This is a genomic window from Aurantiacibacter sp. MUD11, assembly GCF_026967575.1.
In the GTDB taxonomy this organism is placed as follows: domain Bacteria; phylum Pseudomonadota; class Alphaproteobacteria; order Sphingomonadales; family Sphingomonadaceae; genus Alteraurantiacibacter.
In genome coordinates, this window is sequence record NZ_CP114054.1 from 754,547 (window position 1) to 779,863 (window position 25,317).

25 protein-coding genes and 2 tRNA genes are annotated in these 25,317 nt (G+C 65.9%); 11 read left to right on the plus strand and 16 right to left on the minus strand.

Annotated elements, in window-relative coordinates; all coding sequences use genetic code 11:
* The first annotated feature begins 36 nt into the window (after positions 1–36).
* From OZN62_RS03690 to OZN62_RS03700, 3 genes are read left to right on the plus strand one after another with little or no spacing between them, the layout of a single operon-like run.
* Positions 37–1,728, plus strand: a complete 1,692-nt coding sequence (locus OZN62_RS03690) for a toll/interleukin-1 receptor domain-containing protein (RefSeq protein ID WP_269101396.1) — start codon at positions 37–39, stop codon at positions 1,726–1,728.
* Positions 1,725–2,537, plus strand: coding sequence for a hypothetical protein (locus OZN62_RS03695; protein WP_269101397.1), 813 nt, complete (start codon positions 1,725–1,727; stop codon positions 2,535–2,537). Before OZN62_RS03690 ends, OZN62_RS03695 begins: the two co-directional genes overlap by 4 nt.
* Before the next feature lie 25 nt (positions 2,538–2,562).
* Positions 2,563–3,966 (plus strand): TRAFs-binding domain-containing protein, encoded by a 1,404-nt coding sequence (locus OZN62_RS03700; RefSeq protein ID WP_269101398.1) that lies wholly within the window; start codon positions 2,563–2,565, stop codon positions 3,964–3,966.
* Here the strand turns inward: OZN62_RS03700 and OZN62_RS03705 are convergent.
* From OZN62_RS03705 to OZN62_RS03745, 9 genes are all read right to left on the minus strand, one after another.
* Positions 3,963–4,616: a Crp/Fnr family transcriptional regulator gene (locus tag OZN62_RS03705; protein WP_269101399.1), complete on the minus strand. Its 654-nt coding sequence runs from the start codon at positions 4,614–4,616 to the stop codon at positions 3,963–3,965. The two genes, OZN62_RS03700 and OZN62_RS03705, sit on opposite strands and share 4 nt — an antisense overlap.
* Positions 4,617–4,646: 30 nt before the next feature.
* Positions 4,647–5,426, minus strand: a complete 780-nt coding sequence (locus tag OZN62_RS03710; protein ID WP_269101400.1) for a hypothetical protein — start codon at positions 5,424–5,426, stop codon at positions 4,647–4,649.
* Entirely contained in the window at positions 5,423–5,797 is a 375-nt protein-coding gene (locus OZN62_RS03715; protein ID WP_269101401.1) for a DUF6152 family protein, read from the minus strand. The genes OZN62_RS03710 and OZN62_RS03715 overlap by 4 nt, the downstream gene beginning before the upstream one ends.
* A gap of 11 nt (positions 5,798–5,808) precedes the next feature.
* Entirely contained in the window at positions 5,809–6,213 is a 405-nt protein-coding gene (locus tag OZN62_RS03720) for a DUF6152 family protein (protein WP_269101402.1), read from the minus strand.
* Entirely contained in the window at positions 6,210–7,100 is an 891-nt protein-coding gene (locus tag OZN62_RS03725; RefSeq protein ID WP_269101403.1) for a hypothetical protein, read from the minus strand. The genes OZN62_RS03720 and OZN62_RS03725 overlap by 4 nt, the downstream gene beginning before the upstream one ends.
* A gap of 94 nt (positions 7,101–7,194) precedes the next feature.
* On the minus strand, positions 7,195–7,947 hold the full coding sequence (locus OZN62_RS03730) for a carbonic anhydrase (protein ID WP_269101404.1): 753 nt from the start codon (positions 7,945–7,947) through the stop codon (positions 7,195–7,197).
* Positions 7,948–8,136: 189 nt separating this feature from the next.
* A complete protein-coding gene (locus OZN62_RS03735; protein ID WP_269101405.1) occupies positions 8,137–10,143 on the minus strand; it encodes an acetyl-CoA carboxylase biotin carboxylase subunit in 2,007 nt (668 codons plus the stop codon).
* A 2-nt stretch (positions 10,144–10,145) separates the two neighbouring features.
* The gene (gene scpA, locus OZN62_RS03740) at positions 10,146–12,407 is read right to left on the minus strand and encodes a methylmalonyl-CoA mutase (RefSeq protein WP_269101406.1); all 2,262 of its coding nucleotides are present in this window, start codon (positions 12,405–12,407) and stop codon (positions 10,146–10,148) included.
* 58 nt (positions 12,408–12,465) lie between these two features.
* The gene (locus OZN62_RS03745) at positions 12,466–13,722 is read right to left on the minus strand and encodes a cytochrome b/b6 domain-containing protein (RefSeq protein ID WP_269101407.1); all 1,257 of its coding nucleotides are present in this window, start codon (positions 13,720–13,722) and stop codon (positions 12,466–12,468) included.
* Between the two features lie 139 nt (positions 13,723–13,861).
* Here OZN62_RS03745 and OZN62_RS03750 point away from each other — a divergent pair, with 139 nt between their 5' ends.
* The 5 genes from OZN62_RS03750 to OZN62_RS03770 all read left to right on the plus strand — a co-directional run bounded on the left by OZN62_RS03750 (position 13,862) and on the right by OZN62_RS03770 (position 17,747).
* Positions 13,862–14,275: a holin family protein gene (locus tag OZN62_RS03750; protein ID WP_269101408.1), complete on the plus strand. Its 414-nt coding sequence runs from the start codon at positions 13,862–13,864 to the stop codon at positions 14,273–14,275.
* Positions 14,276–14,339: 64 nt separating this feature from the next.
* On the plus strand, positions 14,340–14,774 hold the full coding sequence (gene aroQ / locus OZN62_RS03755; RefSeq protein WP_269101409.1) for a type II 3-dehydroquinate dehydratase: 435 nt from the start codon (positions 14,340–14,342) through the stop codon (positions 14,772–14,774).
* A gap of 97 nt (positions 14,775–14,871) precedes the next feature.
* Complete coding sequence (accB, locus tag OZN62_RS03760) at positions 14,872–15,372, plus strand: acetyl-CoA carboxylase biotin carboxyl carrier protein (RefSeq protein WP_269101410.1); 501 nt, start codon at positions 14,872–14,874, stop codon at positions 15,370–15,372.
* A 14-nt stretch (positions 15,373–15,386) separates the two neighbouring features.
* On the plus strand, positions 15,387–16,745 hold the full coding sequence (accC, locus tag OZN62_RS03765; RefSeq protein ID WP_269101411.1) for an acetyl-CoA carboxylase biotin carboxylase subunit: 1,359 nt from the start codon (positions 15,387–15,389) through the stop codon (positions 16,743–16,745).
* Between the two features lie 9 nt (positions 16,746–16,754).
* A complete protein-coding gene (locus OZN62_RS03770; protein ID WP_269101412.1) occupies positions 16,755–17,747 on the plus strand; it encodes a calcium/sodium antiporter in 993 nt (330 codons plus the stop codon).
* Between the two features lie 9 nt (positions 17,748–17,756).
* On the opposite strand, the gene OZN62_RS03775 is transcribed toward OZN62_RS03770, so the two are convergent.
* A complete protein-coding gene (locus OZN62_RS03775) occupies positions 17,757–18,188 on the minus strand; it encodes a GFA family protein (protein ID WP_269101413.1) in 432 nt (143 codons plus the stop codon).
* A 4-nt stretch (positions 18,189–18,192) separates the two neighbouring features.
* Positions 18,193–18,657 carry an Lrp/AsnC family transcriptional regulator gene (locus OZN62_RS03780; RefSeq protein WP_269102096.1) on the minus strand — a complete coding sequence of 155 codons (465 nt, stop codon included), beginning with the start codon at positions 18,655–18,657 and terminating at the stop codon, positions 18,193–18,195.
* Positions 18,658–18,863: 206 nt separating this feature from the next.
* Here OZN62_RS03780 and OZN62_RS03785 point away from each other — a divergent pair, with 206 nt between their 5' ends.
* Both OZN62_RS03785 and OZN62_RS03790 read left to right on the plus strand, forming a co-directional pair.
* A complete protein-coding gene (locus tag OZN62_RS03785; RefSeq protein WP_269101414.1) occupies positions 18,864–20,639 on the plus strand; it encodes a histidine kinase dimerization/phospho-acceptor domain-containing protein in 1,776 nt (591 codons plus the stop codon).
* A 27-nt stretch (positions 20,640–20,666) separates the two neighbouring features.
* Entirely contained in the window at positions 20,667–21,665 is a 999-nt protein-coding gene (locus OZN62_RS03790; RefSeq protein WP_269101415.1) for a polysaccharide deacetylase family protein, read from the plus strand.
* Between the two features lie 75 nt (positions 21,666–21,740).
* Here OZN62_RS03790 and OZN62_RS03795 read toward each other — a convergent pair.
* A tRNA-Pro gene (locus tag OZN62_RS03795) sits at positions 21,741–21,817 on the minus strand.
* 164 nt (positions 21,818–21,981) lie between these two features.
* Here OZN62_RS03795 and OZN62_RS03800 point away from each other — a divergent pair.
* Positions 21,982–22,380 (plus strand): thermonuclease family protein, encoded by a 399-nt coding sequence (locus tag OZN62_RS03800; protein ID WP_269101416.1) that lies wholly within the window; start codon positions 21,982–21,984, stop codon positions 22,378–22,380.
* Positions 22,381–22,386: 6 nt separating this feature from the next.
* On the opposite strand, the gene OZN62_RS03805 is transcribed toward OZN62_RS03800, so the two are convergent.
* The 4 genes from OZN62_RS03805 to OZN62_RS03820 all read right to left on the minus strand — a co-directional run bounded on the left by OZN62_RS03805 (position 22,387) and on the right by OZN62_RS03820 (position 25,251).
* Positions 22,387–22,462 (minus strand) — tRNA-Ile (locus OZN62_RS03805).
* 64 nt (positions 22,463–22,526) lie between these two features.
* Complete coding sequence (locus tag OZN62_RS03810) at positions 22,527–23,897, minus strand: M20/M25/M40 family metallo-hydrolase (RefSeq protein ID WP_269101417.1); 1,371 nt, start codon at positions 23,895–23,897, stop codon at positions 22,527–22,529.
* Positions 23,898–23,939: 42 nt separating this feature from the next.
* Entirely contained in the window at positions 23,940–24,293 is a 354-nt protein-coding gene (locus tag OZN62_RS03815) for a thiol-disulfide oxidoreductase DCC family protein (RefSeq protein ID WP_269101418.1), read from the minus strand.
* Positions 24,286–25,251, minus strand: coding sequence for an NAD(P)/FAD-dependent oxidoreductase (locus tag OZN62_RS03820; RefSeq protein ID WP_269101419.1), 966 nt, complete (start codon positions 25,249–25,251; stop codon positions 24,286–24,288). Before OZN62_RS03820 ends, OZN62_RS03815 begins: the two co-directional genes overlap by 8 nt.
* Between the last annotated feature and the right edge of the window lie 66 nt (positions 25,252–25,317).

The window sequence follows — 25,317 nt, forward strand, 5'->3', positions numbered from 1 at the left end:
GTGACCTTTCCGGAGGTCGCAACAGGGTCGTAGGGCATGGCGAAGCATTATTGCGCCTTCATCAGTTACAGCCACGCCGATGCCGGCTTTGCCCGCTGGCTGCATGGGCGGCTGGAGACCTATCGTTTTCCCAAGTCCGTCGTCGGCACGCCGACCGGGCATGGCCCCCTGCCGGCACGGCTGCCGCCGATCTTTCGCGACCGCGAGGAATTGCCCGCCGCCACCAGCCTGACAGAGGAGGTGGTGGCCGCGCTGGCCAAGTCTCGCGCCCTGGTGGTCATCTGCTCCCCCGCTGCGGCAGCGTCACAATGGGTCAACCGGGAGATCGAACTCTTCCGGGAGCTGCACCCGGACCGCCCCATCCTGCCCGCGCTGGTCGCCGGGGAACCTGCCACCGCGTTCCCGTCGACCCTGCTGGATGTCAGCGAAGAGGCCAAACCGCTGGCGGCAGACTTCCGGCCCAACACGGACGGCAAGCGGCTTGCCCTGCTGAAGCTGGTGGCTGGCGTGGCCGACGTGCCGCTGGCCCAGTTGATGCAGCGCGATGCCCAGCGCCGGCTGCGGCGCGTGACGGCAGTCACGGTGGCCGCGGTCGCACTGCTGCTAGTCATGAGCGCCATGACCTACCTCGCCATCCAGGCCCGCAACGAAGCCGAGCACCAGCGTGCCGAGGCCGAGGGGCTGGTGCAGTACATGCTCACCGACCTGCGGACCGAATTGCGCGGCGTCGGGAGGCTGGACATCATGAGCGGCGTGAACCAGCGGGTTCTGGGCTATTACTCGGCCCAGGGCGACCTCGACGACTTGCCGGACGATAGCCTGCAGTGGTGGGCGCGTACGCTGCACGCGATCAGCGAGGACGAGCAGGAGGCCTGCGATTACGACAGCGCCATTGCCTTCATCAATCAGTCGCACCGGACAACCGCCAGCCTGCTGGAGCGGGAGCCGCGCAATCCCGAACGGGTCTTCGCGCATGCCCAGAGCGAGTTCTACGTCGGCGCCGCCGCCTGGCAGCTACGCGAGCTCGAGCGTACCGAAACCCACTGGCGCGGATACTTGACCCAAGCCCGGGCGCTGGCGGAGCTCGAGCCGGATACGGCCCGAAGCGCCATGGAGCTTGGCTACGCCCATGGGAACATGTGCGAGGTGCTGGGCCGCGATCCGGCGCGACGCGCGGAAGCCATCGCCAATTGCCGGCAGTCCATCGTCCATGTCGAACAGGCGATCAGTCGGGACCCCGCCGAGGACGGGTACGTGGCTGCGCTGGCCAATCGCCTGGGGTGGCTGGCCGACATACTGGTGGAAGTGGAGGAATATGACGAAGCCTTCGACCACCGGCAGCGCGAACTTGACCTGCTCACCGCCCTGCTGGCTTCCAGTCCCCGCAATTTCGACCTGCAACAGCGCGCGGTGGCGCCGTTGATCGGCATGGGCGAAATCGAGTTGCTGAGGGGCCATAAGCCGGAAGCGGTGCAGATGTTGTCGCGCGCGGCGGGCGATCTGGAACAGCTGGCCGAACAGAACGCGGAAACGCGAGACAGCATCGCCGCGACCCGGATCCGCACCTTGCTGCTGCTGGCACGCGCCATGGCCGGGCCCGACGGTGCGCCGCAGCAACGCTATCTGAATGAAGCCAGGGAAATCTTCGTTGCAGCCAATGTCGGATCCTCCTGCAGGGGCGTGCAACGGTTCGAGGAATTCCTGGAGACGGAGGGAGAGACGACATGAGCATTGAGAACACACGAATGCGTCGCAAACTTGCTGGCGGCACTGCTGCTGTCATCCTGGCAGCGAGCGTTGCAGCCTGTTCCGATAATTCGACGGAGGAGGAAGCCGGCGTGACTGAAACGGAGGCAGCGGTGGGTATTCCCGCAATTTACGGCAAGGATCCTTCATCCCCCAGCATGTTGACGGCGGAGCCTGCCAACGCGACCCTGCTGTATCTGAATTTCGGACCGGGCGGGCGGGTGACTTCCCGCCATGCCTACTTCGAGCGCGACGGCGACGATGCCCAACGGATCGAGTGCCTGGTGCGCTGGTTGCGTGGCAATCCACAGGGCAACAATCCGTGTTCCGCCTATGTCGATCCGGGCAGGCAGCGCAATGGCGAGGCCTATCGCGAAGACTTCCAGGATTTCGACTTTGGCTCTCCGCATGTGCTGTATGTGCACATCGCCAATACCGATATCGGCTTCAACGACCTGACGCCGGTTTCCTTCACGCCATTCGGAGCTGACGACGAAGTGCGCGAAGGCATGCTGCCCACCCGCCACCCGAATACCAGCTGGAGCGGAGCGAGTGTCGGCCCCTTGGCCGGTTCCCGCAGCATATCCGGTCTCACCATCTACAACGCCTTCCTCGACGCCGAGGGACGTCCCGCCAGCGACCCAGCCTGGGAAGACGCCTGGTTCTCGATGAACCTGCACCTGCGGGCCTGTACCGGGCGCAAGCCCAGTTGCGACCTCGGCAAGGCTGACGAGACCATCGCCATCGTTGTCGACCCCGATACCGGGAACGGCCAGGGCAGCCGGCCGTGAGCCCAGCCGCTGGCGAGATGACCTGATGCGAAGCCACCAGTTACGGGCACAGATCATCCGTCATGCCCGGTCGGGTTCGCTCGATCGGGCCACGGCACTGCTGACCGAATATGGCGAAGGGCGGTCGCCGGACGACGCCGACCTGTGCCTGATGCTGGGCCGCATCCTGAAGGAGCGGGGCAAGCGGGCCGAAGGCTCGGCAGCCGCCGATCTCTTCCTGCGCGCCTCCGAACGCTACGAGCAGGCAGCAGGCAGCGACCAGTTCTCCTATCCGCTGATCAATGCCGCCACCCTGGCCCGGTTGGCCGGAAAGGATCGCCGCGCCGAGGCGCTGGCCGCGCGCGTGCTCGACGTGCTGGATGAAAACCCGGACGAGGCGGAAACGCCCTACTGGCGGCACGCCACGCGGGCGGAAGCCCTGCTGTTGCTAGGCCAGGACGTGGAAGCGCGCGCGGCGCTCGCCTCGGCCATGGCGCTGGCTCCGCAGGCCTGGGAAGACCATGCCGTTACCATCGGCCAGTTCACGCTGATCTGCGAGGAACGCGGCCTCCCGACGGCATGGCTCGACAAGCATCGCCCGCCGCGTTCGCTGCAGTTCAGCGGGATCATGGATATCGACCCCAAGGATGAGGCGCTGCACCGCCGCATCTGCGAGACCATCGCCAGCGAGAACATCGGCTTCGGCTTCGGGGCGCTGGCAGCGGGAGCGGATATCCTCATTGCCGAGTGCCTGATCGAACGCGGGGCCATGCTGCACGTCGTCCTGCCCTGCCCGCGCGACGTCTTTCGCGAGCGTTCGGTCATGGCGGTCGATCCCGCATGGGGAGAGCGCTTCGACCGTGCCCTGGAAGCGGCGGCATCGGTGGACGAACTGGAAAGCAGTTCCGCGCCCGATGCCCCGTCGGTGGTGCTTGCCGATGATGTCGCGCGCGGAATGGCGCTGCAGAATGCCAACCTGCTGCAGACCAGTGCCTGTTCGCTGCGCATCGTCGCCATCGACGAGGAGCCACCCCAGCAGGATGGCTCCGAGCTGAAGGCAATCGTGCTCAAGGCGGCGCGGGCCGGCGGCAGCTCCTACCACGTACCCCCTGCGGGCAAACTGGTGACGCTGGGCGCGAGCAAGTCGTCCGGCGGCGAGGTAATCGTGCAGGAGTTCGACACGCCCGCAGCCGCGATGGTCGGCATCACCGGCTGGATCGCGGCAGGCCACAGGGTCGTGCTAGACTATCGCTACCGGCCCGAAGGCGCAGATCCGGCGGAGGCCCATTCCCGGCTCGGTCCGATGCTGTCGGTCGGCGAAGCCGGCCAAGTCTTGGCATCGAAGGCCTTCGCCTTTGCCATGTTGGCGCAGCGACCGGAGGCAACGATCGAATCCTACGGCGAGGTCCGCTCCGCCGAAGGCCCGTTCGACGTCTTCCTGCTGGCCTAGACCAGCATTTCCTCCAGCATGCGCGGCGAAGTCACCCGCCAGTGATCGGGATGCCGCTCGATGATGCCGCGCCGTTCCAGCGCACTGACGGCGCGCGAAGCGGTTTCACGCGTGGTCTGCGCCTGCACGGCCAGCGCAGCGACGACCGGGACCGGCGCGATGCGGCGATCTTCGTCCATTTCCAGCAGCAGCTGTTCGTAAACGCGGCCCGTCGCCGACAGCGTCAACCGCGCGGCAAAGCGCCCCAGCAGGGCCTGGAGCTGCTTGGCGAACAGCCGCGCCAGCGCCGCGCCAAGGTCGGCCCGCACCTCGGCGATCCGCGCCAGCACGCCGGCATCGATGCTGATATGCTCCAGATCCCGGCGCGCGACCACGTCGGTCGTCATCACGTCGGCGGCGGGATAGACGCCGAAGGGTTCGCCCACCTCGATCGTGGCGATCTGCGAGTAGCGCCCGTCCTGACCCAGCAGCTTCAGGTCCGCCGAACCGCTGACCACCATGTTGCAGGCGCCGTGATCGCTGCCCTGGTGCAGCACCGGCTCACCCGCCTTGTTCGACCGCCAGATGGCTGACCGGGAGATTTCATCCGCCGTATCCTCGGCACAGCCGAACAGCGCGCGGATCACAGCAATGCGGTTCGTCTCGGCCATGACCAAGGTCTAGCCCGTTGAGATTGCGAGTCAAAGAAACTGCGTCTCGCCGTCCTCGTTCACCGGGTTGCGGTTGTTTTCCGAACACTGGAACTCGATCAGCGCACCGTGCCGGTCGCGGCGATAGCGCATGGTCACTTCCCACGGTTCGGCAAATGCCACCGGATCGGTCATGCGCATCTCGTTCACCAGCACATCCGGATCGTCGGGATCGAGATGGATACGTTCGACCAGGCGGAACTGGTTCGAATGGCGCGCGCCGTCGTCGATCTCCAGCCCCTCGTCGATGCCGATGGTGTCGACCACCAGCACATCGCCCTCCCAGTGGCCTATGGAATGCCCGTGATAGCTGGGGTCCAATTCCTCCAGCGGAGGATGGTCGCGCCCGTCGGTCCAGATCGTGCGCGTCTGCATCCAGGCTTCCTGGTTGATGGTGACGCGGCCGGGCGTGAACAGGAACTCGTAAGGATACTGGGGCAGCATCATGATGCGCGGCAGGCCGGGCGGCGAGCAATTGCCGCGCGGGCGCATTTCCACGCCGTTGTTGGCCCGCACTTCCTCGCGCCATTGCTCCAGCGAGGTGAGGTATTCACCCTGCAACAGCGGTTGCGAGGGCGGGTTGCTGCGGTCGAACTCGACGAACCAGATACCACCCCAGTCGGGCAACGCGTCCAGTTCGGCATAGCGGCCCTTGGCAAAGCCGGCGCTGTCACCGGGCGATGCCAGACCTTCGGGCACCGGCGAAGTGACCTGCGCCTGCACCGCCACGGTGCAGGCCAGCGCGGCAAGCGCTATTGCGACACGCTTCATTCGACCTCGCCCAGCGTCGAACCGTCAGGCAGGCGCACACCGGCATAGCTGCCGCCCTGCGCCCCGCTACGTAGCGGGTGGACGTAGAGCTGCACCCTGTCGCCTTGCCGCAGCGTGCGGCGGGTCCAGCCCTCCTGCACGAGGTTGTTGGGGCTGGTCATCTCGATCGACCACAGCTCCACCTCGTCGCCTGCCTGCACGTTGACGCGGATGAAGGCGTGGGGGTTCGACCAGCGGAACTGCACCACCGTGGCATCGAGCACGATGGTGCGCTGCATGTCGAACATCGAATAGGAATGATGCGCCGTGCTGGGCGTGGCGCCGAAGGCGGCCAGTGCCAGCAGGCAAGCGGAAATCTTGGCAAATCGCATGTGTCCCCTCCTCACAATTGCGGGACGTTAACGGGCGTGCCGTTCTTCGGCAGGCCGGAATCGAGCACCGTGCCGTCGGCCTTGACCAGGTCGAGGAACAGGCCGCCATGATGGCCGTTGCGCAGCGGGTTCATGCGCAGGGTGATTTCCTCCTCCGGAGTCAGCGAATTGCGCCGCCAGCCCTGCCGCCGCAGGTTGTTCGGGCTGTTCAGCTCGATCGACCAGTGCACCACCTGCCCCTGTTGCGGCACATCCATCTCGATGAAGGCGTGCGGGTTGGTCCACTGGAATTCGGTGACCGTGCCTTCCAGCGTCATGATCTGGCGCTGGTCGAACATGGCGAAGCTGTGATGTGCGGAGGCACCGCCCGCCAGGGCCAGTGCGGCAGCCATCGCGCCCAAAGCCAAACGCTTCATTCGTCCTCTCCCACCAGGTTGCTCTGCCCGCGCTCTTCCGCCGCCTCGCTGCCGAGATCGGTGCCGGGCAGGTTGGCATTGTAGGCAAGGATGCAGTTCGCCTCGTTGATGTCGGTGTAATCCTGCCGGGTGAACCGCTTGGTGGAGCGCCATTCGCCCTCCCACATCTGCGGGTCCGTCATGATGTATTCGATTTCCATCACCTCGTTGTCGTCGCCCGACAGGGTGATGCGCTCGATGATGCGGAACTCGTCGCTGATCGGGATGCCGTAGTCGATCCAGTGGTTGTCGGTCTCGAAATAGCGGGTTTCGACCACCAGCGTATCGCCTTCGAAATGGCCGATGCTCTCACCATTGTAGCTGGGCACGACGATGTCGGCGTTGGAGAACTCGCGCCCGTCGAGGAAGATCGTGCGGACCGAGTTGTTGAAGCCGGAAATCATGTAGATCGCGGTCGGCAGCTGGATGAAGGCGTGCGGCCAGACGCGCGTCATGATCATCGGCATGCCCGGCGGGTAGCACTGGCCGATGCTGTCGCGGTACGTCTCGCCCGCCTCGCGCGCGGCGGCGGAATCGATCAGTGCCTCCACCCCTTCCGGGCCGAACCGCGGATACGGCGGGCCGAACAGGAAATGCAGGAAGCCTTCGGACAGGTCGACGAACCATGTCCCGGTCAGGTCGATCGGCGCCGGTGGGCGCTCGGCATTGAGATTGGCGGGTGCCAGCGCGCCAAGATAGCCGGGATGCTTGGGCACCATCTGGTCCAGCCGCTCTGCCGGGATCGGCGTATAGACGCGCTCCACCTCCGGCTGTTCGAGCGGCGCGTCCTGCGCGGCTGCAGGCACGGCCAGTGCTGCGGCGAGCAGGAATCCCGTTAATCTTCGCATGCTTGTCTCTCCCCGCCGCCATACAGGCGCAAACGGGCGGACAAAGTCAAGTTATGGCTGCGGGCAGCACCCGGCTGCCCGCAGCCAGGCCAGGTTACTCCGGAGCGACCAGCAGGCGGCCGTTGAGCAGCTGCAGCGGACGGGCGTTCATGCCCATCACGCCTTCCATGGCGGCAATCTGCTCGGCGCTGACTTCCACCGGCTCGGGCACGACGTGCCAGTTCACACCCTCGCTGCACGGCGGCGTGGTGAGCGAACCCATGTAGCGATAGACTTCGATTTCACCGTCGTTCGCGGGCAGCAGCATGGCGGGATCGAAGGTCACGCCATCCACAGTCGCGGCATCGGCTGCCTCGGCAGGCGCGGCGTCGACCAGCTTCTGCATTTCCGAATGCGCGTCGCCCTCGACGTACATCACGCCCAGCACAGCCAGTTCGCCGGCATCGCTGGCGTGGACGAAGTGCGCGGTCAGCGGGAAGCGTTCGCCATCGACGGCATGCTCGGACGGCGTGTGGAAGTGGACCTGCACCAAGTTGAAGGTCTTGCCGCCGCTCATCAGGTGCGAACCTTCGGCGAAGTTCGCCTGCACGGTGTGGCCGTTGTTGAGGATGGTCAGGGGCCCGGCGTTCCAGTGCACCATCACTTCGACTTCGCCGGTGGCGTTCACGTTGCCAGCGCCCAGGTCGATCGGCGACTGCATGATGCCGCGCTCGCACATTTCGAAATCGGTGTGCAGGTGGCCCCAGCGGTCAGCGCCGGTTTCGCCTTCGTAGGTCCAGTCGGTGGCGGTGGCAGGGGCAGCCAGCAGGCCGATCACGGCGGCGCCGGCAAAGAACTTGCGATACATTCGATGTTACTCCTCTTTTCATCTGCCGATGCATTTGGAGGAGTTGGCACCCCGTCGTCCGGCATCGGCTGTCCGATGCGGTCCGACATCACGCGTGGCCTAAGCCGTCGCGCCAGAGGGGCCCGGTATCCGCTAGGGTGCGCCTTTAGCCACGGGGTGCGCGGCTGCCAATACCTGAATTGGACGGTATCACTCCAGTTCGAGGATAACCGCGTCGACCACCAGCGTCTCGCCCTCGGCGGCGTTGATGGTGGCCACCGTGCCCGCCTTCTCGGCGCGCAGGATGTTCTCCATCTTCATCGCTTCGACCGTGGCAAGCGGCTGGCCGGCATCAACCGCGTCGCCTTCGCCGACGTGGAGCTTCACCAGCAAGCCCGGCATGGGGCACAGCAGCATCTTGGAGGTGTCGGGCGGCACCTTCTCGATCATGTGCGCGGCATGCGGGGCAAGGCGTGCGGGCAGTGCCATGGCGCGGTAGCGCCGGCCATGGGTGGTCAAGTTCCACCAGGCCCCATTGCGGTGCAGGTGCACGCCCAGTTCCTTGCCGTCTGCGGTGGCGGTGGAGAGGCTCTTGCCCGGATGCCAGTCCCAAGTGCCCTCGATCCACTGGCCGTCGACGGTAGCCCCGCCCTCGCCCAGCGTCACGTCGAACTGCCGGCCTTCCATTTTCACCGTCCATTCCGATCCGGGCGACGGCGGGCCGTTCAACTGGCCGGAAATCCGCCCGGCGCGCGCATCCCAGGTGCACTGGGCCCCAGCGACAAGGCCCGCGACCGTGCGCAGCATGTGCTCGTCCGGCTCGGCGCCCGTGAAACCCTCGGGATATTCCTCGGCGATGAAGCCGGTGGTGAGTTCGCCGCTGCGGAAGCGCGAGTGCTGCATCAGCGCGGAGAGGAAATCGACATTGTGGCCGAGGCCGTCGAGCTCGATCCGGTCGAGCGCCTTGATCTGCAGGTCCGCCGCTGCGTCGCGGGTCTCGCCCCAGGTGATCAGCTTGGCGATCATCGGGTCGTAGAAAATCGACACCTCACCGCCTTCCTGCACGCCGCTGTCCACGCGCACGCCATCGTTACCGCGCAGGTCGCCCGCCCAAGCCTCGACCGGGGTGGAATAGCGCACCAGTCGCCCGGTGCTGGGCAGGAAGCCGCGATAGGGGTCTTCGGCGTAAATGCGGGTCTCGATGGACCAGCCATCGATGCCGATGTCGTCCTGCGTCATCGGCAGCTTCTCGCCAGCCGCCACGCGGATCATCTGTTCCACCAGGTCGATGCCGGTGATCGCCTCGGTAACGGGATGTTCCACCTGCAGGCGGGTGTTCATCTCGAGGAAGTAGAAGCTCTCGCCGGTCGGGTCCGCGCCGCTGACGATCAGCTCCACCGTGCCCGCCGAGTGGTAACCCACGGCCTGCGACAGCGCGACAGCCTGCTCACCCATCTTGCGGCGCATTTCCGGCGAGACGAACGGCGAAGGAGCTTCTTCCACCACCTTCTGATGGCGGCGCTGGATCGAACATTCGCGCTCATTGAGGTAGAGCACCGTGCCGTGCTTGTCGCCCAGCACCTGGATCTCGATGTGGCGCGGGTCCTCGATGAATTTCTCGATGAAGACGCGGTCGTCGCCGAAGGAGTTCTTGCCCTCGCGCCGCACGCTTTCGAAGCCTTCACGCACGTCCTGCTCGCTGTAGGCGAGGCGCATGCCCTTGCCGCCGCCGCCCGCGCTGGCCTTCATCATCACCGGATAACCGATATCGTTGGAGATGCGCACCGCGTGCTCCGTGTCCTCGATCTCGCCGACGAAACCGGGGACGACGTTGACGCCCGCTTCCTTGGCCAGCTTCTTGGACTCGATCTTGTCGCCCATGGCTGCGATGGCATTGGCGGGCGGACCGATGAAGGCGATATTCTCCTTCTCCAGCGCTTCGACGAAGCTCGCGCGTTCGGAAAGGAAGCCATAGCCCGGATGCACCGCCTCCGCCCCGGTCTGCCTGCACGCCTCGATGATCTTCTCGGCGACGAGGTAGCTCTCTGCCGCAGCCGCCGGGCCGATATGCACGGCCTCGTCGGCCATCTGCACGAAAGGCGCGCGCGCATCGGCATCGGAATAGACCGCCACCGTGGCAATACCCATGCGCCGCGCGGTCTTGATGACCCGGCAGGCGATTTCACCACGGTTGGCGATGAGGATCTTCTCGAACATTTTTACTCCGCTGCTTCCAGCTCGTCACCTGCAGGAGGCATGTTGTGGCCCAGTAGGCGCAGCAGGTCCGCTGCCGCCTCGACCACGTTGGTGCCGGGGCCGTAGATGCCCTGCACACCGGCCTTCTTGAGGAAATCGTAGTCCTGTGGCGGGATCACGCCGCCGGCCACTACCTTGATATCGGCGCGACCGGCATCGCGCAGGTGCTGGATCAGTTCGGGGATCAGGGTCTTGTGGCCTGCCGCCAACGACGAAGCGCCCACGGCATCGACATTGTGCTCCAGTGCCATCTGCGCGGTTTCCTCGGGCGTCTGGAACAGCGGACCGGAAATCACCTCGAAGCCCATGTCGCCAAAGGCGCTGGCGATCACGTTGGCGCCGCGATCATGGCCGTCCTGCCCCATCTTGGCGACGAGGATACGCGGCGCGTGGTCCAGTCGCCGGGCAACGGCCTGCACGCCTTCCACCACGGCGGCGTAGCGGGCATCGTCCTCGTAGGCGGCGGAATAGACGCCGCGAACGGGTTTCGGCACGGTGTCGTAGCGTCCGAAGGCGTCTTCCATTGCCTTTGAAATCTCGCCCAGCGTCGCATCGGCGCGCGCAGCTTCCACCGCCAGCGCCAGCAGGTTGGTCTCGCTGTCAGCCGCCAGCTTTTCCAATTCGGAAGGCGGCAGCGGCACCCCGCGTTCGTCGCGGCCTTCCTGCAGCAGCGCGGCATTGCGCGAGACATCGGCCTTCGCGCCGCGCGTGAGGTTGGCCAGCGCCGCCTTCACCGCCTCCTCATCCCGTCCCGCACGCACCTTCTCGATCCGCGCGATCTGTGACTGGCGCACCGCGAAGTTGTCGATGTCGAGCGTGTCGATCGGGTCTTCTTCGGCCTTGCGGTACTTGTTGACGCCGACGATCACCGTCTCGCCCTTGTCGATCTTCGCCTGCTTGGCGGCGGCGGCCTCCTCGATCTGCGCCTTGGGCTTGCCGCTGGCGACATAGGCGGTCATCCCGCCGGCCGCGTCGACCTCCGCCATCAGGGCGCGCGCCTGCTCGGTAATCTCGGCGGTCAGCGCCTCGATGTAGTAGGAGCCGCCGAGCGGATCGGCGACATTGCAGACGCCGCTTTCTTCCTGGATCACCAGCTGCGTGTTGCGGGCGATGCGAGCGGAAAAGTCGGTGGGCAGCGCAATGGCCTCGTCGAGCGCATTGGTGTGCAGCGACTGGGTACCGCCCAGCACGGCGGAAAGCGCTTCCAGCGTGGTGCGGATGACGTTGTTGTAGGGGTCCTGCTCCTGCAGGCTGACGCCCGAAGTCTGGCAGTGCGTGCGCAGCATCTTCGACTTGGGGTTCTTCGCGCCCAGCTCGGTCATGACATCGTGCCACAGCGTGCGCGCGGCGCGCATCTTGGCGATCTCCATGAAGAAGTTCATGCCGATGCCCCAGAAGAAGGACAGGCGCGGCGCAAAGGCATCGATGTCGAGGCCCGTTGCCATCGCGCGCATCGCATATTCCTTGCCGTCGGCAATGGTGAAGGCGAGCTCCTGCACCGCAGTCGCCCCAGCCTCGTGCATGTGATAGCCGCTGATGGAAATCGAGTTGAAGCGCGGCATGTGCCTGCTGGTGTAGGCGATGATGTCCGACACGATCCGCATCGAAGGCTCGGGCGGATAGATGTAGGTGTTGCGGACCATGAACTCTTTGAGGATGTCGTTCTGGATGGTGCCGCTCAGCTGTTCCTGGCTGACGCCCTGCCGCTCTGCCGCGACGATGTAGAAGGCCATCACCGGGATCACCGCGCCGTTCATCGTCATCGACACGCTCATGGTGTCGAGCGGGATCTGGTCGAACAGGATTTCCATGTCGCGCACGGTATCGATGGCAACGCCCGCCTTGCCGACATCGCCGACCACGCGCGGGTGGTCCGAATCGTAGCCACGGTGCGTGGCAAGGTCGAAGGCGACCGACAGGCCCTTCTGCCCCATCGCCAGGTTGCGGCGATAGAAGGCGTTCGATTCCTCGGCGGTGGAGAAACCCGCGTACTGGCGAATCGTCCACGGACGACCGGTGTACATGGAGGCGTAGGGGCCGCGGGTGAACGGCTCGAAACCGGGCAGGCCGGGGTCGATGCCCTCCACATCCTCGGCGGTGTAAAGCGGCTGCACGGCAATGCCTTCGGGCGTCTGCCACGTCAGGTCGCGGCCCTTCACTTCCTTGTCGGCCTTGGCCTGCCAGTCGGCCCGCTTCGGATTCTCAGGCGAATTTTGGTCACTCATGAAACCATCCTCATACAGACCCGCGCCGGTGACGCCAGCCCTGCTGAGCCTGGCTGTATCAGGAGGTCGCCTCGAAGGCGAAATTCACCTGCACACTGCCGGCAAGGTTGGCCGCGTTCGAGCCGGTGCCGACCGAGAAGGCATTGCGATCCACCGTGGCATTCCCGGTCACCGAGCGCCGATTCCCGCTGCCCTCCAGCGTGAAGGTGATGCGCTGCGGGCGGCTGGCGCCCTTCAGCGACAGCGTGCCATCCGCCTCGTAGCGATTGCCCGACACGCGCCGCACCGCTGTGCTGCGCCAGGTCGCCTGCGGGAAGGAGGACGCATCGAGGAAATCCCCTCCGCGAAGCATGGTGTCCTGCGTCGCGTCACCAAGCGTGGCGCTGCCCAGGTCGACGCGAATCGTGATCGTGGCGGTGGCGGGATTGTCCGGGTCCATCACGATATTGCCCGACCAGCTCTCGAACCGGCCATTCAGCGCGCTGCCCGAATTGGTGACGCTGAAGCGCAGCGAACCGCCCGGCTGGATCGCCCAGCTCGGCGGCGGGCCGGCAGGTTCCGGCGCGACCTCTTCCGGCTCGTCTGCTTCGGCAACCTCCTCCTCGGCCTCTTCGACTGCTTCCTCATCCTCGACCGCTTCCTGCGTGGGTGTCGGTGAGGGTTCGACCGGTTCGAGCGCGGCGGTTTCCTCGACCGGCGGCTCGATTTCCATCGAGCGGTCCTGCGCCACGCCGAACAGCACGCCAAGGCCCAGCAGCAGAACGAATGCCAGCATCCCGAGCGCGAAGCCGCCCTTGTCCGGGCTCATCCGGGCCAGCAATCCGTCCTTGATCAGGAAATGGTGCCGCAGCGCACCGATCACGTGCAGCGCGAACAGGGCAAGGCCGCCCCATGCCAGCCACTCGTGCGCTTCCTCCGCCAGTTCGTTCCACGCCTCGCCAATCGGCAGGTGCGGCAGCGGGACCACGCCGAACAGCACCGTGGGCACGTCGATGGGATCGGACGAGACGAGGGCCCAGCCGGTCAACGGCATGGCGATCATGAAGACATAGAAGCCGACATGCACCGCGCCGGCCAACATGCCGGTCACGCCGCCCTCGATCGGCGCGGGGCGGGCGTGGGTAAAGCGCCAGCCGAGCCGCAGCAGGCTGAGCGCGAGGATGGTCATGCCGATGGACTTGTGCAGCTGGTATTCGGCAAAGCCGCTGGCATCCTTGGGCATGGCGAAGCCCAGCGCGATCTCGCCGGCCAGGGCCAGCGCGATCAGCCAGTGCAAAACGATGGCGCCCGTCGAATAGCGAGTGGCTGCAGTCATCCCGGTCTCCCCTTTTTCTTGCGCGAAGCTGTTGCGCATTGCGGAGCCGATTTCAATCGGCTGCACGAAATGGCTGTCCTACAGCCTTGCCCCGCGCGCAGCACCCCGGCGACTCATTTCCTGCCTGCGGAGCGCGCCCATGGCCCTACTTGAAAGCCTCATCGGCCCCATTTCCTCGATCATCGACAAGATCATTCCCGACAAGGAAGCGCGCGAACGCGCCAAGATCGAACTGATCAAGCTCGAGGGAACGCAGGAGATGCAGCAGATCGAGGCGCGGCTGTCTGCCATCGTGGCGGAGGCCAATTCGAAGGACCCCTGGACCAGCCGCGCCCGGCCCAGTTTCCTCTACGTGATGTACGTCCTGCTGCTCACGGCGCTGCCGATGGGGGTGCTGTCGGCCTTCTCCCCCGCCACCGCGCGCGAAATCGCAGCGGGCATGACCGACTACCTCGCCAGCCTGCCCGAACCGCTCTACGCGCTCTTCGGCACCGGCTATCTCGGCTACACGGCGGCGCGCCAGTGGGGGAAGATCAAGGGCGTGGAACGCTAGGCCGCCGCGCAAAACCCGCGCTTTCCCCTTGGCCGCACGGCCGCTGCGCGGCTAAGGGGAGCGCATGACTGATACCGTATTCGTTCTCAACGGCCCCAACCTCAACCTGCTCGGCGTGCGCGAGCCGGAAATCTACGGCGCGGATTCGCTCGACGACATTGCCGGGCGGCTGGAAGACCGTGGCCGCGGACTCGGTCTCGAAATCGAGATGCGGCAATCGAATCACGAGGGCCACCTCGTCGACTGGCTGCACGAAGCCCAGGCCGAGGGCGCCAAGGCGGTGATCCTCAACGCCGGCGCACTCACCCACACCTCGCTGGCGCTCTACGACGCCATCCGCTCGATCAAGACGCCGGTGCTGGAGGTGCATATCTCCAATCCCGCTGCGCGCGAGGCCTATCGCCACAAGAGCTATGTCGGCATGGCTGCGCTCGGCACGATCGCCGGCTTTGGCGCCTACGGCTACGAATTGGCGCTGGACGCGGCTTCCAAGCTTTAGGAAATCGCGCAAGTGAGGCGACGCTAACCCTTGCGTTGCAGCGATACAGGCGATAGCCCGCCTGCCATCCAGATGATGGTCGCAGAATGGGGATTGCATGGCTGACACTAAGGCCAAACCCGCCCGCAAGGGTGGCATCAATATCGACACCGCGCTGGTGCGCGAACTCGCCGATATCCTGGCCGAGACCGGCCTGACCGAAATCGAGGTCGAGGACGACGATCGCAAGATTCGCGTCTCGCGCGGCGGCGTGGCCGCAGCGGCGGCGCCCGTTACGGTCGCGGCCCCGGCAGCGCCGGCACCGGCCGCTCCGGCAGCAGCCGCGCCAGCGGAAGCGCCGGCGGAGGCAGCTCCTGCCGACCACGCCAATGCCGTCAAGTCGCCGATGGTGGGCACCGCCTACCTCGCACCCGATCCCGGCTCGCCCAGCTTCGTCAGCGTCGGTGATGCGGTGAAGAAGGGCGACACCCTGCTGATCGTCGAGGCGATGAAGGTTATGAACCCGATCACGGCGCCCGCCGATGGCACGGTCAAGGCCATGCTCGTCGACAACGGCGACCCGGTCGAATTCGACCAGCCGCTGGTCGTCGTCGCCTAAGGGGACGCCAGGGCATGGGAATTTCGCGCATTCTGATCGCCAATCGCGGGGAAATCGCCCTGCGGATCCACCGTGCTGCCCATGAGATGGGGATCGAGACCGTCGCGGTGCACTCCACTGCCGACGCCGATGCCATGCATGTGCGCCTGGCCGACCACGCGGTGTGCATCGGCCCGCCGCAGGCCAGCGAAAGCTACCTGAACCACGCCGCGATCATTTCGGCGGCGGAGATCACCGGCGCGGACGCGATCCACCCCGGCTACGGCTTCCTGTCCGAAAATGCCCGCTTCGCCGAGATCGTCGAGGCGCACGATATCGCCTGGATCGGCCCCAAGCCCGAGCACATCCGCACCATGGGCGACAAGGTGCAGGCCAAGAAGACCGCCGGCGAACTGGGCCTGCCGCTGGTGCCCGGCTCCGACGGCGCGGTTTCCGACTTCGACGAGATGCGCAAAGTCGCGGCCGAGATCGGCTATCCGGTGCTGGCCAAGGCTGCCGCTGGCGGCGGCGGTCGCGGGATGAAGGTCATCCCGGAGGAATCGCAGCTCGAAAGCCTGGTCAAGCAGGCCATGAACGAAGCCAAGGCGGCGTTCGGCGACGACACCATGTACCTCGAGAAGTACCTCGGCAATCCGCGGCATATCGAGTTCCAGGTGTTCGGCGACGGGCGCGGCAACGCCATCCACCTCGGCGAACGCGACTGCTCGCTGCAACGCCGCCACCAGAAGGTTTTCGAGGAAGCCCCTTCCCCCGTCATCACGCCCGAAGAGCGGGAGCGGATGGGCGGCATCGTCGCCAAGGCGATGGCCGAGATGGGTTATCGCGGTGCGGGCACCATCGAGTTCCTGTGGGAAGACGGCGAGTTCTACTTCATCGAGATGAACACCCGCCTGCAGGTGGAGCATCCGGTTACCGAGATGATCACCGGGGTGGACCTGGTGCGCGAACAGATCCGCATCGCCGACGGCAAGGACCTGTCGGTGAAGCAGGAAGAACTGGTCTTCAGCGGCCACGCCATCGAATGCCGCATCAACGCCGAAGACCCGTTCACCTTCGCACCCAGCCCCGGCAAGGTCGATTACTACCACCAGGCCGGCGGCATGCACGTGCGCGTCGATAGCGGGCTCTACGCGGGCTACGCGATCCCGCCCTACTACGATTCGATGATCGCCAAGCTGATCGTCTACGGCCGCACCCGCGAAGGCTGCCTGATGCGCCTGCGCCGCGCGCTGGAGGAAATGGTGATTACCGGGGTAAAGACCTCGATCCCGCTGCACCAGGAGCTGCTCAAGCAGCCAGACGTCATCAGCGGCAATTACACCATCAAGTGGCTCGAAGAGTGGCTGACAGAGCGGGACAGCTCAGAGGGCTAATCACGGCTAATGCCTGACCTGCTAGATCTTGGCGCACTGGCCGGCGGCCTCGTGCTGCTGATGCTGGGCGGGGACTGGCTGGTGCGCGGCGCCGTTCGCCTGGCCGAACGGCTGGGCATGTCCCCCATGCTGATCGGCCTGCTGATCGTCGGTCTTGGCACCTCCTCGCCCGAACTCGCGGCCAGCGTGCAGGCGGCCCTCGCCGGCTCGCCGGGCATCGCGCTCGGCAATATCGTCGGCTCCAACATCGCCAACCTGCTGCTGGTGCTCGGCACCGCCGCGCTGATCGCACCGATGGTGGTGGAACGCGCGGCGCTGTGGCGCGATGGCGGCGTTGGGCTGGTAGCTTCCGGCGCACTGCTGGCGGCGGCTTTCACGCTGGGGCTGGACCAGTATGTCGCTGTCGCCTTCCTGATTGCCCTCGGCGGCTACCTGTGGTGGGCCTATCGCGAGGAACAGCGGGCACCCGTCGACCACTCGGCGGCCTACGACAGGGCCATGGCGAGCGAGGGCTTTGACCCGGCCCTCGTGCCGCATGAAACGCCCTCAGGAACGCTCGCCAGTGCACTGTTTTACTTCGCAATCGGCCTGGCACTGATCGTCGGCGGAGGCACGCTGCTGGTGGACGGCGCCGTGGGCATTGCCACCGGCATGGGCGTCAGCGAGGAAGTGATCGGCCTCACCATCGTCGCCTTTGGCACCTCGGCCCCGGAACTGGTGACCTCGATCATCGCTGCCACTCGCAAGGAGAGCGAAATCGCGCTTGGCAACGTGCTCGGCTCCAACATCTACAACCTGCTCTTCATCGGCGGCATCACCGGCCTGGTCGCCCCCGGCGAGGTGCCGCAGAAGATCACCGGTTTTGACCTGCCGCTTGCGACGTTGGCCGCTCTTCTAGTGATGGTTTTCGCCTTTACCGGGGGACGCCTCAGCCGCCGCGAAGGCGCAGTGCTGCTAGCAGGCTACCTCGCCTACATGGCGATTACCTCCGGGTTGGTCTGACCTTGCCTCCTAGTCGAAGCTGAAGCCGGCCGCCTTGGCCTCGGCCAGCACTTCGGCACCGGTCTGGCGCGGGTGCTTGCCGGAAAGATCGCACCACTTCGCCTGCTCGTCGGTGAAAATTTCTTTTTCCACCGGGTATTGGTCCGCGTCGGAGAACAGACCCGCCAGGAAGCTGCGATTGCCGGTCGGCAGAAAGCGATACCAGAGGTTGCTGCCGCAGGTGCCGCAGAAGGCGCGCTCGGCCCAGTCGCTGGACTTGTAGACCTTCACTGCGTCCTCGCCGGAAATGGTGAAGCTCTCGCCGGACAAGGCCGAGTAGAAGGCTCCGCCCCAGCGGCGACACATGTCGCAATGGCAGATTTCGACGCTGTGCTTCGGTCGATCGAGCGAAATCCGCACCGCACCGCACAGGCAATGGCCTTCGATACGATCGGCAGTCATGGCACTATTCCAGCGGGACGCCGGGTTCGTGCTTGGACGTGCGAATAGTCAGGCTGGTCTTTACGCTCGCCACGTTCGGCGCCGGCGTGAGCTTGCTGGTCAGAAATTCCTGGAAGCTTTGCAGATCCTTGCTGACGATCTTTAAGATGAAATCGATCTCGCCATTGAGCATGTGGCACTCGCGCACTTCGGGCAGCCCGCGAATGTGATCCTCGAAGGCCTTGAGGTCTTCTTCCGCCTGGCTGCGCAAGCTGACCATGGCAAAAACGGTGATGGCGAAGCCCAGCTTCGAAGCGTCGAGATCGGCGTGGTAGCCGCGGATGACGCCGTCTTCTTCCAAGGCGCGGACACGACGCAGGCACGGCGGGGCGGTCAGCCCGACACGCCGCGCCAAGTCGACATTCGTCACCCGTCCCTCGGCCTGCAGTTCAGCCAGCAGCCGGCGGTCAATTTTATCGAGTGTGGACATCGCGATGATCCCCTTTTGCATTCCGCTCCCCAGCGCACGAATGGCGAAACATCCGTGGCGCCAAACCTCTCCCCGGCGGAATATTGTTCTTTATTACCGCAATTGTCCCCTTTTGCAACGCGCTCACCCTTAACCATGCTTGCGCGGCGGCTCCACGCTATTGCCGAGATTGCAGAAACTTAACCTTCGTTCCGAGTGGAGCATCGATGCAATTTGACGACCGCCTTGCCACCGTGCTGCGCATGCGCGCCGGCAGCGAGGCGGGATTGCGTACGCAATTCAGGCAGTTGCTCGATTTGCTGGGCACGCGCAAGACGATGTTGCGGGGCCCGTCGTTGGCCAGAATCGCGCGCCTTTCCCGTCACTTGTCGAAGGCGGAAATCGACCGCTTGCTGATGCATCCGGCGCTCGCATCCGAGGATCTTCGCCTCGGAACCATCGCCGGTTATGTCCGACTGGACGAAATCATGCAGGCCTTGCCGCAGGAAGTGCAGTCGGAAATCCTACGCGAACCGGGTTTGCGGTTGCGCAATCCGACCTTCGTCGCCTTCCTCGCCGAAAGCGAGCCGAAGCCAGCCGCTGCCGCCATGGCAACCGCGCGGCTGGACGAACGCGAATGGCTGGATCTGATTCCCGTGCTTCCCGTCACCGCGCGCGGCTTCCTGCGCCATCGTCGGGACCTGCCGCCATCAGCCAAGCAAGTGCTGGAACGGCTGGGGGTGCGAGACCTCGTGCTGCCCATGGGCGCGAGCGTGCAGGCACAGGAGGAGACTGCGCCTGCCGAACCGGCGGATCAATCCTCCACGAAGACCGTTGCGGCAGAAGTGCCGGCAAGCGACGATCCCATCGGTCGGCTGCGCCGCCGGATCGAGGCCTTCCAGGAAAGCCGCCGAACGCCCTCCACCCACCCGCGCCTGCCGCTGGGCGACGCCGCCCATCACCGTGACAGTGCGCCGCCAGACCTGCTCGACGTGCTGACCGACGCGAGCGGCATCGTCATCTCCAGCGACGGACTTTTCGCCCCCATGCTGGTCGGCCTGCACCTCACCGCCCCGCAGCCGGGCGAGCTGGTCAGCTTCGACGAAGACGTCGCGACGCTGTTGCGCCAACGGCAACCGCTGCGGCATGCCCGGATCGCCATCAGCGCCGCGCCGGACGTCAGTGGCGACTGGCGCATGGATGCGACACCGCTATTTGCGCCCGGCACCGGGGCATTCACCGGCTACGCCGCGCGGCTCTATCGCCCCGTCGAGGCCCCGGAAGCGGTGGAACGGAGTTCGCCCGCCGACGCCATGCGCCAGGTGCTGCACGAGCTGCGCACGCCGGTGAACGCCATCCAGGGCTTTGCCGAGATCATCCAGCAGCAACTGTTCGGCAATGTCCCGCACGAATACCGCGCCCATGCCGCGGCCATCGCCGTCGACGCCGCCAAACTGCTCGCCGGGTTCGACGAGGTCGACCGACTGGTGAAGCTGGACAGCCAGGCGATGGAACTGGAGGAAGGCGAGTGCGACTTCCGCTCCATCCTGGTGGAGACGATCCGCCGGCTGGAAGGCGTGCTGCGACCACGCAATGCGGGCTTCAGGATGGCCGTTTCCGGCTCACCCTTCGACGTGGCGCTGTCGCGGGACGAAGCACTGGTGCTGAGCTGGCGACTGCTGGCCACGGCCGCCGCCGCACTCGGCCCGGGTGAAGAGGCGCAGATGGACCTTCATAGCGATGGCGAATTCATCGTGCTCCAGCTCGACATTCCGGAAACGCTGCGCGACGCTGCACCGGATACCTCGCGCGAGGCCCAGCGGCGCAAGGTCGTGAGCGCGGGCATGTTCGGCCCCCGCTTCACCTTCCGCCTGGCCGAGGCGGAGGCCCGTTCAGCCGGAGGCATGCTCGAATGCGAGGGGGATCGTGTGACGCTGCGGCTGCCCACCTTGACCTCCGCAAATCAGACCCATAGCACCGTAACGGACGCGGGCGGCGGCTAGGCTGTCGCACACAGGGGAGCAATTGGATTGGCGAAGGGCAACCTGCTCGAACCGCCTGCCGCAGGCGCCATGGCGTCATTTGCGGACGCTACCCCGCGCTTCCTGCTGACGATCGATACCGAGGAGGACTTCGACTGGGAGCAACCGCTCTCGCGCGATAGCCACGGCACCCAGCACGTGCCTCGGCTCCAGAAATTCCAGGAGTTCTGCGAGAACGAGGGCGTCGTGCCGGTCTACCTGGTCGACTGGCCCATCGCCACGTCCAGGCGCGCAGCGGAAATCCTGAAGGAGCCACTGGCAGGCGGGCACGCGGAAATCGGCGTGCAGCTGCATCCCTGGGTCAATCCGCCGTTCAACGAGGAGGTCACGCAGGCCAATTCCTTCGCCGGCAACCTGCCGCCAGACCTCGAGGAAGCGAAGCTTGCCGCCCTGCGCGATGCCATCGAGACGAATTTCGGCGTGGCGCCGCTGATCTACCGCGCGGGACGTTACGGGGTCGGCGCGAATACCGCCGGCATCCTGCAACGCCACGGCATCGCGGTCGACACCTCGGTGCGCCCGCTGTTCGACTATTCGAGCGCCGGTGGACCCGATTTCCGCCAGCACCCCCTCGCACCATACTGGGTCAACGCGGAAAAGACGCTGCTGGAACTGCCGCTGACCAGCACTTTCTGGGGCATGCTGCGGCGGCAGGGCAATTTCATCTATCCGCGCATGTGGCGGATGCCGCAAATGCGGGGAATCCTCGCCAAGCTGGGCCTGCTGGAGCGCGTGCCGCTGACTCCCGAGGGCGTGAGCGTGGAAGAGGCCATTCGCGGTATCGACATGGCGCTGGACGATGGCCTGCCGATGCTGGTGCTGTCCTTCCACAGCCCTTCGCTGCGGCCCGGCTCCACCCCCTATGTCCGCGACGAGGACGACCTCGACGAACTGTACGACTGGTGGCGGCGGATCTTCGCCTACCTGCACCAGCGCGGCGTGAAGGCCTCGAGCGTAAAGGACGTGATGTCGTCGGTCGTCCGCTGAGCGAGGAAGCGGTCGGGGAGACAGGATTGGCTTCGCCGATCCTGCTCCGGATTCAATCGACCTGCTTCGCAAGGATGGTCGGGGAGACAGGATTCGAACCTGCGACCCTCTGTTCCCAAAACAGATGCGCTACCAGGCTGCGCTACTCCCCGAGCCGTCGTGGCCCCTAGAGAAGCCGCGAAAACGGTGCAAGCACGAATGCTTCGGCGTCGGTGGAAGCATGTCGCCAGACCTATGTAGTTCCCCTGATTCTATGCCTCCGGATCGGATGCTGACGGACTGACTATCAGTCCAATGCCTGGCCTATCCGCCGGACATGCTCATCACCCCCACTGCTACCGCCATCGCGCTCACCATCGCTTGTACAGTCACCGACGGAGATACCATCCGTTGCGGCGACGAACGCATCCGCATCACCGGGATCGACGCGCCCGAAACCCGCGCCTGCCGCGCCGGGAGGCAATGCGTGCCGGGCGACGGGCAAGCCTCGAAACGGGCGCTGGAGCAAATCGTCTCCGGCGCGCAGCTGTCGATCACCCGCTTCGGCCGGGATCGCTACGGGCGGACACTGGCCGTGGTCTATGCCGATGGCGTGAACATCGCCTGCGCGCAGCTGGCCGCCGGACAGGCCTTCTACATCGCCCGCTGGGACGATGACGGGGTGGTGGCGAACGACTGCCCTACCCTCGCCACGACGACGATTGCGCGGAATTGAAGGGAGTGGTGGGCCCGGCAGGATTCGAACCCGCGACCTAGCCGTTATGAGCGGCCAGCTCTAACCGCTGAGCTACAGGCCCGCACCCAAGGGGGCGTACCTCTCGCAACTAGCTACAAGGCAGCCCGCCTTCAAGCCGCAAGGCGTCAGTCTGCACTGCCGAGGATCGGCCCGGCCTCGTTCGCCAGGATTCCAGCGACGGCGGTCCACACTGCCACGTTCTGCGCCAGCTCTTCCGGATCGACCTTGTCGAGCGTATCGTTGGCGGTGTGGTGCAGGTCGAAATAGCGGGTGCCGTCCTGCTGCAGGTCGATGATCGCCCCGCCCTGGTCGCGCACGATGTTGAGGTCCGCACCGCCAGTCGCCACGATGGTGCTGGGGATCACCCCATAGCCTTCCACCGCCCGCACCAGCCGGGCGTAGAGATCGCGGTTGCTCTCGGTGAAATTGCTCTCGATGCGCCAGATGCCGCCAGCGCCGAAATCGCTTTCGAGCCCGACACCAATCGGCTCGTCGCGGTGCGCGGCGGAGTAGGCGGCGCTGCCCCACAGGCCGTTTTCCTCGGCCCCGGCAAACAGCACGCGGATCGTGCGCAGCGGCTGACCCTGTTCGGCGACGCGCAGGGCAGCCGCGGCGGCAATGGCGCAGCCTGCAGCATCGTCCACCGCGCCGGTGCCATTGTCCCAGCTGTCGAGGTGGCAGGCGAGCAGCACCGGCGGCAGCGACGGGTCGCGGCCGACAATCTCCCCAGTGACGTTGCCGCTCATCACCTCTCCGGTGTGGCGGGGTGTCAGCACCAGCTCCATCGTCACCGTCTCGCCGCGCGCGAACATGCGTTCGAGGTTGTCAGCGTCGGGATTGGAGAGGGCCGCAGCCGGGATCGGCTCGACACCGTCCGCCCAGCTGGTGGCACCGGTATGCGGCAGGCGGTCATTGTCCGAACCGACCGAACGGATGACGATGGCGGCAGCTCCGGCGCGGGCGGCCACCGAAGGTCCCTGCCGGCGCGGCTGGCCATACCAGCCGTAGTGCGAACCGTCCTGCGTCGCGCGCATGGCGTGGCCGACATAGACGATCTTCCCGGCGAGGCTTTCCGGGTCGGCTTCGCTGAGGTCGGAGAAGGTGGCGAAGTGCACCACTTCCGCCGTGATGCCCTCTGGCGGGGTCGCCCCGCTGTAGCCGAGCGCGGTCAGCACCAGCGGCTGCGCGAAATTGCCCACGATGCGCGCGCGTTCCTCGCCGCGCACCCAGCCGTCCATCGGAAAGGGTTCGTCGACGACATTGACGAAGCCGCGTTCACGCAGCCAATCCATCGCCCAAGCGCGGCCGCGCGCCTCGTCTTCCGTGCCCGCCAGTCGCGGGCCGACCTCGGTGGTGATCCCCTCGAGGAAGTCCCAGGCGATCTCGTCGTGCGCGCCCGGCTCCAAACCGTAGCGGCTGTCGTAGCGTTGGGCAGAGAGGCTGGAGGGAATGGCGAGCGCGAAGGCGGCAGTGGCCGCGAGAAGGGTCTTGTGCATGGCGGCATGCGCTAACCGAGCGCGGCGGGGGCCGCAAGTCGGCTAGTTGTCGCCCGCCCATTTCTGTAGTCGGGGACGCAGCTTCAAGAAGCGCAGGTAGGCCTTCTCCAGCAACCGCAGGACGAAGGGGATGCGTGCCGCTTCGCCCAGCGGGCGGAGCAAGGGAATCGCGCGCCACATGGCGGCGAAGGCAGCCGCGCCGGAAAGGATGTTCCCATGCTCGCTGGCATGGAAGCGGGCCAGCAGGTCTTCAGTCGATACCGGGCAGGACTGTGCCTCCGGCCCGTGCGCGTCGACAAAGGCAATCCGGTCGCCTCGATCCAGCCGGCGCAGGAAGGCAATCTCGCGGCGGCACAGCGGACAGGTACTGTCGTACCAGACGGTGACCTCAGCCATAGCGTTGGGTCACGCCAGCCGCGGCTGACTGGCCAAGCACTTCCTCGGCAAGCTGCAATCCCGACAGGTAGGCCTGCTCCACCCGGCCACCTGCCAGCCAATCTCCGCACACGCCAAGCCGCGCCTGCTCATCCCACACGGCGCCCTGGCCGGCATCGCCGCCAAAGGCATAACGCCAGCGATGCGCGGCGGCATGGCGGATGTCGGGCAGTTCGCCGTTGCCCAGCTGGCGCAAGGCCAGCACCAGCAGGGCCACGATCACGCCCGGCTGCTGTTCGAGGTGGCGCTGCGACCATTCGGGCGACGCCTGCACCACCCAGCACTCGCTCCCGCCGCGACCCGGCTTGCTGGAATTGCGTGCGGCCCAGCCGATGCTGCCCGTGTCCCGGATGACATGCGGCAGGTCGGCAGGGCGTTCGAAGGCGACCATCAGCGTCCAGCAGGGTTGCGACACGGTGCCCTCGGCCAAGCTTGCCACGGCTGCCACATGCGGTGCCAGCAGCGGGGCGGCCTGCTCTGCCGGAACGGCGCTGATCACGGCATCGAAGGTCTCGCGAGGCGCATTTTCGCCAAGCAGCCACCAGCGTCCCTCGGTGCGCTCGATCGTCTCTATGCGCGTGCCGAACTGCACGTCCTGCTGCGAAGCCATGACCTTTACCGGAGCGTTCATCCCGGGCGTACCCACCCAGGCATCGTCACCCGCGGCAGGCCAGCGGGCCACGGCACCGGTCGCATGCCATTCGCTCACCTGCCGGGCAAAGGCATCGCTGCTGGCGGTGAAATACTGCGCGCCGTGATCGAAGTGCAGCGTCTGGCCTTCGAGGTCTACGCGCCGCGTGGACATGCGCCCACCGGGACCCCGGCCCTTGTCGAACAGGCGCACCTGATGCCCTGCCTCAGCCAGCCTCTGGCCGCAGGAAAGACCGGCCATGCCGGCTCCGATGATCGCAATATCCATGGCGGCAATACTGACTGCCTAACCGGCCGACTCCAATACGGCCCTTGGCCAATACAGCCCTTGGGA